This window comes from Photobacterium sp. TLY01, from assembly GCF_021432065.1.
GTDB classification, from domain to species: domain Bacteria; phylum Pseudomonadota; class Gammaproteobacteria; order Enterobacterales; family Vibrionaceae; genus Photobacterium; species Photobacterium halotolerans_A.
Genome location: NZ_CP090364.1, coordinates 1,698,636 through 1,711,418, shown reverse-complemented (window position 1 = coordinate 1,711,418; position 12,783 = coordinate 1,698,636). Strand labels below are relative to the sequence as shown.

10 protein-coding genes and 1 tRNA gene are annotated in these 12,783 nt (G+C 49.6%); 2 read left to right on the top strand and 9 right to left on the bottom strand.

All coding sequences use genetic code 11. The features are described from left to right. Positions 1-305: 305 nt before the first annotated feature. Positions 306-382 (bottom strand) — tRNA-Pro (locus LN341_RS08205). Positions 383-939: 557 nt separating this feature from the next. Between LN341_RS08205 and LN341_RS08200 the strand changes: the two genes are divergently transcribed. Beyond that, complete coding sequence (locus tag LN341_RS08200) at positions 940-1,245, top strand: hypothetical protein (RefSeq protein ID WP_046221274.1); 306 nt, start codon at positions 940-942, stop codon at positions 1,243-1,245. Between the two features lie 60 nt (positions 1,246-1,305). Here the strand turns inward: LN341_RS08200 and LN341_RS08195 are convergent, their stop codons facing one another. The 5 genes from LN341_RS08195 to LN341_RS08175 form a co-directional block, all read right to left on the bottom strand. Beyond that, on the bottom strand, positions 1,306-1,509 hold the full coding sequence (locus tag LN341_RS08195; RefSeq protein ID WP_046221273.1) for a helix-turn-helix domain-containing protein: 204 nt from the start codon (positions 1,507-1,509) through the stop codon (positions 1,306-1,308). 116 nt (positions 1,510-1,625) lie between these two features. After that, positions 1,626-4,448, bottom strand: coding sequence for an Hsp70 family protein (locus tag LN341_RS08190; protein WP_234202996.1), 2,823 nt, complete (start codon positions 4,446-4,448; stop codon positions 1,626-1,628). A 123-nt stretch (positions 4,449-4,571) separates the two neighbouring features. Then, positions 4,572-6,407, bottom strand: coding sequence for an Hsp70 family protein (locus LN341_RS08185; RefSeq protein WP_234202995.1), 1,836 nt, complete (start codon positions 6,405-6,407; stop codon positions 4,572-4,574). Then, entirely contained in the window at positions 6,407-7,021 is a 615-nt protein-coding gene (locus tag LN341_RS08180) for a DUF2760 domain-containing protein (RefSeq protein WP_046221343.1), read from the bottom strand. The genes LN341_RS08185 and LN341_RS08180 overlap by 1 nt, the downstream gene beginning before the upstream one ends. Before the next feature lie 384 nt (positions 7,022-7,405). Further along, on the bottom strand, positions 7,406-7,699 hold the full coding sequence (locus LN341_RS08175; RefSeq protein WP_027252143.1) for a helix-turn-helix domain-containing protein: 294 nt from the start codon (positions 7,697-7,699) through the stop codon (positions 7,406-7,408). A 561-nt stretch (positions 7,700-8,260) separates the two neighbouring features. Between LN341_RS08175 and lpxL the strand changes: the two genes are divergently transcribed. Then, entirely contained in the window at positions 8,261-9,190 is a 930-nt protein-coding gene (gene lpxL / locus LN341_RS08170; protein ID WP_046221270.1) for an LpxL/LpxP family Kdo(2)-lipid IV(A) lauroyl/palmitoleoyl acyltransferase, read from the top strand. A 75-nt stretch (positions 9,191-9,265) separates the two neighbouring features. On the opposite strand, the gene LN341_RS08165 is transcribed toward lpxL, so the two are convergent. The 3 genes from LN341_RS08165 to LN341_RS08155 all read right to left on the bottom strand — a co-directional run bounded on the left by LN341_RS08165 (position 9,266) and on the right by LN341_RS08155 (position 12,705). After that, entirely contained in the window at positions 9,266-10,108 is an 843-nt protein-coding gene (locus LN341_RS08165; RefSeq protein WP_234202994.1) for a pirin family protein, read from the bottom strand. 123 nt (positions 10,109-10,231) lie between these two features. Next, complete coding sequence (locus tag LN341_RS08160) at positions 10,232-10,849, bottom strand: DNA-J related domain-containing protein (protein WP_234202993.1); 618 nt, start codon at positions 10,847-10,849, stop codon at positions 10,232-10,234. A 233-nt stretch (positions 10,850-11,082) separates the two neighbouring features. Next, a complete protein-coding gene (locus LN341_RS08155) occupies positions 11,083-12,705 on the bottom strand; it encodes a glycoside hydrolase family 19 protein (protein ID WP_234202992.1) in 1,623 nt (540 codons plus the stop codon). Positions 12,706-12,783 lie beyond the last annotated feature (78 nt).

Below are 12,783 nucleotides of genomic sequence, written 5' to 3'. Positions count from 1 at the left end.
TCAGGCAGTTTGTTCAATGAACCTGATAATCGAGAGGTGGGGAAGGCGATGACGTAACATTCTTCGTTACGCTAATTGAGATACAACTGAATTGGTAACCACATATGCAAACGAACAGGTGCTCATCGATGACAATGAACTCTTCGTGTTGTCCGCATTCTTTGCAATATGGTGCCTGTTCCATATCATGCTCCTTAGGGAATCGAGCCAATGATAGACTGAAGCAGCAGTTGCTAAAAAAAGTTTTGAAAAAAATTCGAGGGAAAACAAATAATGCGAAGCGGAATGAAACGAAAAAAGCCTTTTGGTCGGACATACTGGATTTGAACCAGCGACCCCTACTCCCCCAGAGTAGTGCGCTACCAAACTGCGCTAATGTCCGCCAAAAGGCTTGTTAACTGGCGAGCATCATACCAATACTGACTGCTTTTGGCAAAGCTAAATTGCTGAGAAACAGGCTAATATTTCATCATTTGGTTGGCGATCGGGAGATTTTGATGGTGAGAGGGCATTTGCAGCAGAAGCGAGTGGCCTTGAGTACCGTGTTGGTTCCGAAACACACATTGCGATATCTGAATTGAGATAATGAGCCAGTTCATTGCTGAAATCATTTTTTTTGGTCAGAGAATTGTCAAGGACACAAAAATTATGTTCACAATAACCAAGACTGGGAGTATTATTTATTTACTGCTGGCTACTCTTTCATCCTCGTTAGAGTTCTCTATTATAATTAAGTGAGTGAACGACTGTTCTCACATACGCGCCAGCAGAAGTCATAGCGTTAGTTTTTCGGCAGAATACGGTTCTCATGAGTAGTCTTGGGATCTAAGTTTAATTTTATTAATTTTGCTCTATTTCAAATAGCACAACAGGTGTCATGAATCTGTTAGTCGATGACAAGAAAGTGCTCTTTATTAGAATAGTGTTTAGAGGTAATTCATGGCTAACTTTTCGGATGCGGAAAAAGCACTCAGTGCGATGCTTAAGAATGTTGAAAGCGGGAAACATCTGCAAGAGAGCAGAACTGACTATCGTCAGGCTCTGATTGACTTCGCAGATGAGGTACCAGGCAGACAGCGCGCTGTCATTAAGCGAATTCCGCTACAGAAAATAAATGATTTGATCGCGGTATTAAACGAATTTAAGGAAGAAGCTCGTCAGGTCAGAATGATTGAGATTCTGGCATTGATGGAAAAAGACGGCGTTCATCCTGAAGAGCTGATGAACTCTCAGGCTGAGGAATAACTGAGCTTCTATCTGATTGCTATTGATAATAAAAAAGGAGAGTCATACTCTCCTTTTTTATTATGCTTGAGTGACTGTGGTGATGTAGTCAACTTCATTTTTATATTTACGGACATTCCGTGAGAGAGTCCCTTTCGGTACGCCATATCGCTTCTCGGCTTCATAGCTTGATAAGCCTTCAAAGACGACAGCCTCAACAGCAGTACGCTGATTTTGGGATTTGAAAATTCGCTCAGAAATTACTTTAAATTGTTCTCGTGTCATAGCCAAAACTACTCGCTTGTTATTCCTTTATAGGCCTGCTGGGTATGACTGACCGGCAGTTCTGATTCCCGATAGATTAGCAGTCATACCCTAACGTAAGCTTAATAAGCGAATATTTACTCCAGGAGTATCAAGCCGCTTGGAAGTGAATCGCCGTAAACACGCTGGTTCTCTTCTTGGGTCAACACTTTGTGTTCTGCGACCATCTCGATCCAGCGATCTGGCGCTTTGCTCGCCTGTAGTTTAGTGATGACTTGCTGACGTAACTCATCATCAATATCCAGTGTTCGGTCGCCAGTTTTTCGGCACATCATGACGGCGGCAAGCGCAATATCAGGTTCATCTTTCCAGTCTGAATCTAATAATTCTGGTAAGCAGTAGCTGATATGCTGCGCCGTTAACAGGTTATGCCGGCTGCCATACAGCGGGAAGCGGCTGCCAATTCTGCCAATTGCCCACCAATGGGCCTGTGCAAATTGCGTTTTTTGCAATCGTGAGAACAACCACTCGATCAGTTGCAGTTTCTTTTCAAATGCGATGTGCTCAAGAGAGGCGGCTAAACGTACCATTTGCTCATAGCCTCGTTCTTGAATCTCTTTCGCTAACTTAGGATTTCGGGTCGCGCTTGGATGAATGTATTTTGCGATGTCTTTGTAGATGATTTCTTGCTGCACCTGATTGAGACCACCTGCCACACGGCGCCAGAATATCCACCAGTCATTCCAGCTCTGAGCAGACTGGTGAAATTGCAGATTGTGCTGATACAGCGCCCAGACTTGATTCATGCGCCAGTCATCAACCGGATCACCAAAACCGGGTCTTAATGTATAGCCTGTCAGTTTCAGCCAGTTTCGCTCATGGACAGCGGAACGGCGTCGCCGTTTTTTGCTGTCAAGCAAGGTGTCGGCCAAGGCTCTTAATGCTGGCATTTCCCAGTCTTCACGCTTACCCAGATACTTTTCCAGATCGTTTCTGAGTGTTTTTACGGGTTTTTCATCTGCGTGTTTTTTGCTGCCGCCGTATGCTTTCTGAATAGCGATTCGGGCTGATTGCAAGGCGGTTGGATGGGGAATATCTTCACTTGCATCAAGAAGATTATCCACAGCGGCGGTTTTCCGTACGGAAAACTCAACCCGCCATCGTTTGTCTGGCATATCTACGCTGACGCACTCCAATTGCAATGTGCCCACTTCAGTGAGCTGACAGGCAAGGGTAACATCAACCCTGTCTTTCTGGTTTGCTGCCAGTGATTCTCTGTCGGTCTCGCTGTCCAGGGTAATAACAAAGGGGGGCAGCGAGGTCATATGTGGTTTATCCAGAGGAAGAATATCACCGGCTGAAGTTGGCGTATCATCTGAAGAGGCATACAGATTAAAACGAACCGGTTCACCTAATGTCAGCGCGAATTTTCTGTCTGACAATGCAACTTCAACGCCTTCTTCAGTGCCTCGTGGTAACAGGCAAATACCAGAATGAGCCGGTTGCGTATGCAGATCGAGGAAAAAGGAGCGCGCCGATCCTCCTCCAATTTTCAGCTGTGCACCGTGTCTGGCTTTTGCATAGGCAACGGCGCCGTATGCGACAGCCAGATCGGGATGCGGATTGTCCAGACAGGTGACGCTTGCTCCTTTCCAGTGGGTAAAAATATCCTGAATACGTTCAGACAATACAGGGCTGTTAAATACACCGCCATTGAGCAGTATCGCTGGAGGAATCACTGGATTTGCTTCGTCAGCGCTGGTGTTGCTAAACCCCATGGCATCACAGCACGCAGCATGATGTTCGCTGATGAAATGGGCCAGATGTTTGGAGATGGCCGGATCTGACGCGTAAGGTAAACCGAATTCTACCACGGCACTTTGACGTTGATTTGGACGCTCATCAAACGGACTGACCGGAAAAAAACCGTCAAGTGCGATCTGGTTGACTTGATCCTTGGTGAGCACGGCAGAGCGGCTGCCGCCAATCAGCTTCGAGCCACTGCCAAGCAGCGTCACGTTCATCTGGTCTGGTGCATTTTCTGCCAGTAGTTGCTCTTTCGCACGACGTGTTTGCTGAATGAGCTTCGAGAGGCCTGCAGCGCTTAGCCGTTTTCCGCCGGTGTGCAGGCTGCTCTCGGCCTGATGGGCGAGCGCTAAATCCAGGTTATCTCCACCCAGCATCAGGTGGTCACCCACGCCGATGCGATCAAGCTTAAGCCTTTCGTTTTGGTAGCTGACTTTAATCAGGCTGAGATCTGTGGTACCGCCGCCAATGTCGCATACCATCAAAAGCGGTATATCTTTCAACAGGGTTTCCGCTTCATTGTGATGACGGGAATACCAGTCGTAGCACACAGCCTGCGGCTCTTCGAGCAACACCATATGACTCAGTCCAGCCAGCTTGGCGGCTTCTATCGTGAGCGCTCTGGCGCTTTCATCAAAAGAAGCGGGTATGGTAATCACAACATCCTGATGGGCAAGTTTGTCTTGCGGATGGTGGTAGTCCCAGCACTGACGAACATGGTTCAGGTAACTGGCACTGGCAATAACCGGCGATACTTTTTGCACACCGCTGCTGGCTGCCCATGGCAGAATGGGCTGATTGCGATCAACGCCCGTATGAGATAGCCAGCTTTTTGCACTAGTGACTTGCCGGCCTTCAACTTTGGCCCCTAATTCGCGGGCATATTCACCGATGATTGCCTCGGGAAAGTCGCCATGAACAGGTTGGTTATCCCAGGGCAGAACACACAGATCAGGTGCGATTTCACCGCTTGTCGGATGGTATCTGAACGAGGGTAAAAGGGGTTTGCGCGCCACTTCACCAGGGGCGATGAGCTGGTCGATGTCAAAGATCTTTACAGCTTCATGTTGAAGATCTGAAGTAATAGGGCAATAGGCGACAACGGTATGTGTTGTGCCTAAATCTATACCCACTAAATATCGGGGAGAAGACATGTAAGACTCCGTGCCTGTTTTTACTCAGAAGTTACCTTGTAACTAGCATGTGGCTGAGACTGGGTAAGCTGGGTAAAATAACGGCGCAATGAATGCGCCGTCGAAATATCATCTGAGAAAGCATTAGCTTTCCCGAACGTCAAACTCTACTTGCCATTTTTGCCCGCCATCGGTTGGAATGGCTTCCAGGCATAAGGTGCCCAGTTCTGTCACCCGTGCAGCCAGTGAGACGGGAACGATTTGTCCCGCAGAACGACCATCGGATACCGGTAAAGTCACTTGAATAGCTGGCAACTCCTCCAGCTCTTCCGGTTGCCACCAGTCAAGCAGGACCCCGGGGGCATCTTCACGGCGAACCGTTGAACCGAAGAAACGGAAGGTCACTGGCTGACCAATGATCAAGCCGAATTCTCTGCCTGATACTTCTGCATGACTGCCTTCTTCCATACCAAAAGGTGCCACACAAAGTGCTTCTACAGGCGGCTCCATACCTGGAATGGCCGGCATGGCACTCTCAATGCCAACATAATAGCTGCTGGCAATGCCACCACGTATGCGAACACCTTTGCCCTGGCGCACTGAACCGTAATAAGAAGCCCCGTGTGCAACGGACAGATCCAGATCCAGTCCCTGCAGGCGCTTGGCTTCTGGGCTGCCGGCCTGAGTCAGCCATTGATTAATGGTGGAGGTCAGGCGTTGAGAAAGCAGCTCAGATTTCAGCACACCGCCATTGAACAAAATCGCAGACGGGCGAATGAAGCCGTCATGAATTTGCTCAAAGCTATCAAAAAGTTCATCCACTGCGGATGACTGACGGCTCAGAAAACCGGCAATATGGCGGGTAATCGCGGCATCTTGTGCGTAAGGCAGTCCCATTTGGGTCAGGGCGCCGCGCTGTATTTCAACCGGATGCTCTTCAATGCCTGTTTGTGGGAAGAAGCCTTCCACAAGCGTTTGCTGTACTTCCTCTTGTGTCAGTTCAGTCTGCAGTGTACCGCCCAGCAGTTTTGAACCACGGCTTGGCACCACAATGGGAATAGCCTGCAGAGTGTTGTCTGTCAGCAGGGCTTCTTTAGCATCGCGACAAGCGTGGGTAATGGCTTGAATCTGCCAGGGCTGTAGCTGCTTGCCTTCCTGAGCCAGTTTGGCTTTCAGACGGTAAGCCAGCGCCAGGTCCATGTTATCGCCACCCAGCAAAATATGATCACCGACAGCAACACGATTTAACGTCAGGTTGCCGTCTTCTTCAGTTACGGCGACCAGAGACAGGTCGGTTGTACCACCACCGATATCGACAACCAGAATGACATCGCCCACGCTGACCTGATCACGCCATGTGTCATCGTTATTTTTGATCCAGCTGTATACCGCTGCCTGAGGCTCTTCCAACAGTGTCAGGTGCTTGAAGCCCACTTCACGGGCCGCCTCTGCTGTTAAATCGCGCGCTGCCGGATCGAAAGAGGCCGGTACGGTTATGGTCACATCCTGATCGAACAGTGACGCATCAGGGTGTTTATGATCCCACGCTTTGGCAAGGTGGGATAAGTAAGCGCGGGTTGCTGCCAGTGGAGAAACTTTTGTCACTTCTTCTGGTGAATTCAGCGGCAGAAAGGAATCGCGGCGGTTAATACCACCATGGCACAACCAGCTCTTGGCACTGGCGATTAAACGAATAGGGGTTTTGCTTCCTAAATGGCGTGCCATCGCACCAACAATCGCATTGGGCTGGGCATCCCACGGCAGGGCAGTATCCCCTGGCGCCAGTTCGGATTCGTGTGCCTGATACATGAAAGAAGGCAATTGCGATTTTTCTTCTACATTGCCCGGCGTGGTGAGTTGGGCGATTGGCATCACGGTGACTGGTGCTTCGTCCTGTTGTAAATCAACATAAGACAGAACGCAGTGGGTCGTACCCAGGTCGATACCCACACTGTATTTATGTTCTTGATGTGCTTGCATTATAGCTCAACCTCTGCAGCCGACAGGATACGTGGGTCGTGTCCGTCTGACATTTTAGGTAAATTGATCTCTGTGACTTTCCATCCGCGGTGGATGAGTGTGCCAGTGAAAGGCGCATTACCCACCACATTGCCTGTCAGGCGGACTTCAGAAGCATTAAAGCCTTCTGGTAAGGTGATGCGGGTTTCTTCTTCTTCACTGCGCACTGGCGCAAAGCTGAAATATTCATCCAGTACTTTTTTACCACCTTCGTGAATTACACGGGCTGCCGCACCAATTTCAGCATCGGCAAAGCCTTTCAGGTCTTCTTGCATAAAGTCGATGAAACGCGCTTCTTTTTGCAGCAGAGACAGGAGCTGAAGTGCTGCGTCTGGCGTTGCGGTCTTGAGTTTCGATTCCACCTCGACAATCTTCTCGACTTCAACAATTTTTTCAACGGGTTTTTCTACTTCGACAATTTTCTCAACCTGGACTTCTTTTTCGATGACTTTCTCAACTTCTACCGGTTTGCCTTTCTTTGTCACATAGAGCAATAACAAAATTACAACCAGCGCAGCCAGTACGCCATGCGCCATATCAAGAGTGGTTGGCATTGCGGATAAATCCACAGTCATTTTTGAAAAGTCTAAAGCCATATTTGTCTTCTCTTTGTCCGTGACAAGCTGAAAAATTTTGGCCCGAATATTAGCACAACATATTGCTAATATAGCCAGTAAACACGCCATTTTTAGCGCTGGTTTCGCGATAAACTGTCTCTTAGGTTACTTTGCAATCAAGTCAATATGACATTTTTCTGTCACAGGCTACAAACACTTGTGATACAAGCGGTCGTGCCCAGACGTAATTTCGCTTCTATGACTGACGCCGCCCTTCATTAGGTTTTAGTCTATTTTTTGAGCCTGTGCGGCATTGCGTGCCGGGGTGTCTGAAAATCAGACAGGCAAAATGCAATGCAATATGAGTTGCAGGCTGCGATAACCTGCATAGCAAATCGCTCATCAGGGGTAATCAAGTACCGCTTTTATGTCCGTGAGATTGTCAGCAATCCACTGTTTGTTGATGGCGCCCCATTCCTGAATTTCATACCGACCGCTCCGGTGACGCTCTCCCTCGGCCTGTTTAAACTCACACACAATGTCGAGGTCTGAGAGGCTTTTAATTGTGTCTTGCGCAGTACGTCGCGGCATACCTGTGTATTCCAGCAGTGCGGGAACTGTCGCGATACCCTGGTCGATCAGATGAGCGACGTACAAGCGTCGGTAGAAACTGGATTTGGTTTTACTGATGGACATAGCTGCCGTGTTCACTCCGTTTAAACATCTTGACTGGCCCAGTCAGAGTACCACCAATTACTGTCAGGATGAACGGCGTTTTAGGTCGCCAGGCAGCCCTTGTTACTGTCAGAACGTTTTACAACTGCCTGGCTTCTGCCGTTTGCAACAACGATAACTGACTGAAAGTCATAGATTGAAAAAGTTGGCCTGAATAGTGCAATCATAAAATGAAACCAGACACAGCAGAAACAAAGCGCGTATAGCGACCATGTTTATGTCGTGATGTGGAAGAAGAGGGAGTATCTGAGATCACTGCTTCAGGGCTTAGGGGAAGCGCTGATTCTGTGCAGGGATTCAGAATAATAATAACAACAGACTACAATTATAATTTTCAACTGGCCACCTGCGGGTGGCTTTTCTTTTTCCGTACTGCAGGGAGAGTGCTCAGGTGAACAGACCAGGTGTTGTGCTTCTTGCAAGCTTATCATGCTGGTATACAATACATTGTTCTTTTCCTGTCTGCCCGCGACGATGACAGTGCAGGCTTCGCTTCAAACAATAAGGAAAATCGTCTCTGTTATGAGCAAATTGACGGCGCCGGAATTTAAGGCCGAACTTCTTCACCCCCGATACTGGCCGACCTTGTTGATGATCGGCACGATGAAACTCATCAGCTTACTTCCGTACCGCATTCAGTTTCTGATGGGGAAAGGGGTTGGCAGGCTGGCCATCAAACTGCTTAAAAAGCGCCGCTATACGATTGAGCGTAATCTGGAACTTTGTTTTCCGGATATGCCAAAGGAAGAGCGCGATGTGTTGGTCAAGAAAAATATCGACAATGCCGGTCTGGCTTTGTTTGAAACCGGTATGGCCTGGTTCTGGCCGGAATGGCGGATTAAGCGACATATTCGGTTTGAAGGTGCTGAGTATCTGGATGAGCTGGATAAGCAAGGACGGGGAGTTCTGCTGGTTGCCGTTCATTCCATGAACCTGGAAGTCGGTGCCCGCGCATTCGGCCTTCGGGCTCCGGGGGTTGGTGTCTACCGCCCGAATAATAACCCTTGTTTTGACTATTTCCAGTTTAAGGGCCGGGTACGTTCTAACCGTTATATGCTGGATCGCAAAGATGTCAAAGGGATGTTCCGCGCCTTGCGTGAAGGGGAGCGGGTCTGGTATGCCCCTGATCATGATTATGGTCGTCGCCGTTCAACCTTTGCGCCCCTGTTTGCTGTTGAAAAGGCATGTACGACAGTCGGCACCAGTTTGTTGGTTGATGCCACGGACTGCGCGATTGTGCCGATTGCTATGGTGCGTGATACGGATGACGGCCTGTATACGCTGAAAGTATTTAAACCGCTGGAAGATTTTCCGCATAAAGATCCGGATGCGGCGGCAGCGTATATCAACAAACATGCGGTAGAACCGATGATTATGCAAGCACCTGAGCAATACATGTGGCTGCATCGTCGGTTTAAGACCCGCCCGGAAGGTGAAGCCAGCTTATACTGATTGGTCCAAGAAAAAGAAAACAGCCCGCAGTTCTGCGGGCTGTTTTCGTATGGCGGTATGCCTATCTGTCCGTTATCAGTCGGTCAGCTGGCCGGTCTGATAATCACGAATTGCTTGCTCGATCTCGTCCATGGTATTCATGACAAACGGGCCGTAATGTGCCACTGGCTCATGAATCGGAGTGCCCGAAAGCAAGAGCAGCCCGGTCTCTTCTGTCGCCGTGATTGCCAGGCCTTCCCCGGCAGTTAACATCACCAGTTCTCCGGCTTTGGCATGGCGCCCCTCAATACTGACTCCACCCTGGTAAATATACAGCATGGCCTGGAAATCCGGGTTCAGACAACTGTTCAACTGCTCACCGGCAGCGGCACGCCAGTCTGCAATCGTGGTGGGGACACCTGTATCTTGCAGCGGGCCGGTCAGGGTGTCGCCGTCAATGGTGAGATCGCCTGCAATCACGCGAATTAAGTTCTTCTCACTGAGCTGTTTCTCTGTAATCACGTCAGACTGAAAATCATGGTACTGAGCCGGCAACATTTTCTTGCTGGCAGGCAGATTGATCCAGATCTGAAAACCATGCAATTGCCCGTCGGACATGATGGGCATCTCACTGTGAATCACTCCTTTACCTGCTGACATCCACTGCGCGCCACCGTCTTTCAGTTCGCCTTTGTTGCCCATGTGGTCCTGATGCTGAAAGTGACCACGTAACATATAAGTCAGTGTTTCAATGCCTCGGTGCGGATGGGGTGGAAACCCGCCAATATAGTCAGCGGCCTGATCAGACTTGAGTTCATCAACCATCAGAAAAGGTGAGAATGCCGCATTGTCGAAACCATGCACGCGTTGAATTTTGACACCATCACCATCAGAAGATGGGTGAGAGCGCAGGATTTGTTGAATTTGTCTGATTGCCATGATTGCCTCCGAATATCAGCTTCCGGCGTATTTTGAAAAAGTGTACGCCGGGCAGAGGCAAGAGAACAGTTCAGGCTGACGAACAGCTTATTAGAAAAATTTGAATGAGTTGATGTTTGGGGGTTAGTTGTGGAGGCGGCTTTGAATGCGCTGCCAGGCTTCACAGGCCAGCCGGAACTTGTCTGTATCGCCCTCTGGACGGTCTGGGTGCCAGCGAAGCGCCAATCTTCGCCATTGTTTGCGTATTTGTGCCGGGCTGGCGTCTGCGGGAAGTTCAAGCACGGCCAGATCCTGTTGCCAAGAGGCGTTTGTCGTGACACTCAGGTTGCCAATGTGTTGCTGATACTTTTGCCAGAACGTCGATAGCAGGTCACGGATGGCGTGGGTATCAGAGTTATAATTCTGCCAGTCCAGATAATACTCCCTGAGCGGGTCTTGCTCGTCGACTTGCTGATCACCCGGATTGTGCATCAGTTTGATATCCATTGCCTGCGCCTGCAGCCACTGGCCGGGCAACAACATTTGCTGCAGCTGATATAACGCATTCATCAGCAGAAAATTTCGCTTGAAAAGATCCTGCTCAGCAACCTCATCTAAGGTGTTCAGTAATCCTTGCTGCTTCAGCGATTCCGCCAGGGTGTGCACCATCCATCCATCGGGGTGTTTTTCCAGCAGGCCGAGAATGGGCCAGATAAGTGGATTTTCAGGTTGCTCGTCAGATGGGCGTTCGGGCAGGGTCATGCAGTTTTTCCGTCAGTGGTGAAAAAAGTGTTGCTTGAGAATCGTCAGTAACGATTGCAGTGGCACTCTAACAAACTCAGCGGTGAGACAAAAAGAAATCAAGGGATAGAAAGCAGATAGGGGAATCGGTATCACAGCTTGCGTATTTTCAAGTGATTGCATGAAAAATCCGGGATAAGAGCCTGATGCTGTTATCCCGGAATGATTATCTGATGTCGCAGCAATGCGTGATATTACTCAATCGTCACGCCGTAATATTTCTGAATACACTTGGCATAATCGCCTTTTTTCAGCGTAGTGTGCGCGGTTTGATAGCCGGATTCAATCCGGCAGGCAAAGCTGCTGCCACCCGGGTTATCCGGGTAATAACCCCAGTCATTTTCCCAGTACAGGCCAAATGTGCTCTCAGCGGTTTTCTTGAACGCTTTCATACCGGCACAACCCAGTTGTTCGTCAGCGGGAATATCAACACCCAGAGCGGCCGCGTGGCCCCGGTAGTATTGAATACGGTTGACTGACTGAGGTTTCTCGGTCTCTAGCGTACATTCAATACCGCCATTGATGATCATGGTGGTGACACCAAAACCGGGTACGCGCTTCTCAGCAATATCAGTTGCTGTTGGCTGCCATGTCCCGTCAATCACATGCAGCATGGAAGGTTTCGGTGGCTGGGGATACACAAAGAAGAACACCGCAGATGCCAGGTTCAGCCAGCTGTCAGCCACACGGTCCGGATCCTGCAGCAACACGTTCACGTCGTTAAAGATAAAATCAGAAAATGGTCCGTAGTTATAGTGGTATGACAGCTGTTTCGCGCCGCGCCCGAAATACTTCACATAACTGCCGTCAGGGTTGGTGCCGCATGGCCACTGTTCAGTCTGCCAGTTACTGGCGGCACATTCACTGTTGTAACCACAGGAAGAGGCCTCTTCCGAACACCCGGCTTCGCGAACAAAGAATAGGCCCTGTCGCCATTCTTCGTAAGGCGAGTGAGGGTTATGGGCGCCGGTTTCCTGAGTGAAATGCGCAAACATGACGGCCAGAGATTTGGCGCAGATGGCATCAGATTGCGCAGCGCGTTCATCGGTATAAGTGGCGCAGAATCCTTTGAATTTCGCGACGGCTTTCAGGAAGTTATTGTAGGTATAGGCGGCGTTACGCTCCGGGAACAGCGTCTCCCATTTTTGCTCACTGATTAAGGCTTCAACCCGCTTGACGTTATCCGGGTTGGTGGACAAACCTGGCACAACGGCCTCGACAATGGCGTTGTCGCGTGTGCTGATAGAAGCCAGTACTTCTGTGAATTCAGGTGAGCTGGTCAGCTCGGCTTCCCGGGCATCCAGATAGGATTTGCTCATGATATAGCTGCCGTCCGGGTTCTGCCCAATGATGCCGTTGGTGGGGGTAGGGTCAGGTGTCGGATCCGGATCGGGACCGGGGCCTGGATCAGGGGTGTTGTCTGCACTGACCCATTCCCAGACGCCTGTGCCGGGTGTGGCGTCTGGTGCTTCACCCTGTGTCCACCATTTGGCTTTATAAATCTGGCTGTTGTAAGAAACATGGTCACCACCGACATACACAGCAGTGCTTTGATAGGCCGGGTAGGTTGTTGTGGTTGCTGAGGTCGCGTTCAGTGGATTGACCTGTTGCCAGGCATCGCCCAGAGACGTATCGGGTGCCTCGTTTTCTGTGGTGCGCAAAGCCTGATAGGTATTTCCCAGATAAATGACTTGTTCGCCGGTGCTGTAGACACCATCGGGGTTGTAATTTGCCGTAGCCATCACACTGGCAGAGAGCAAAGCACTGCTGATCAGGACGGTTTTCAGTGTCCTTTGCAGTAAGTGACTGTGATTCATGGTTGGTTCCTTAAGTGCAGTAAAAACCGGCCTGTTAGCCGAAAAAATGTACTGCAAAATAAGGTATCGCTTATGGCG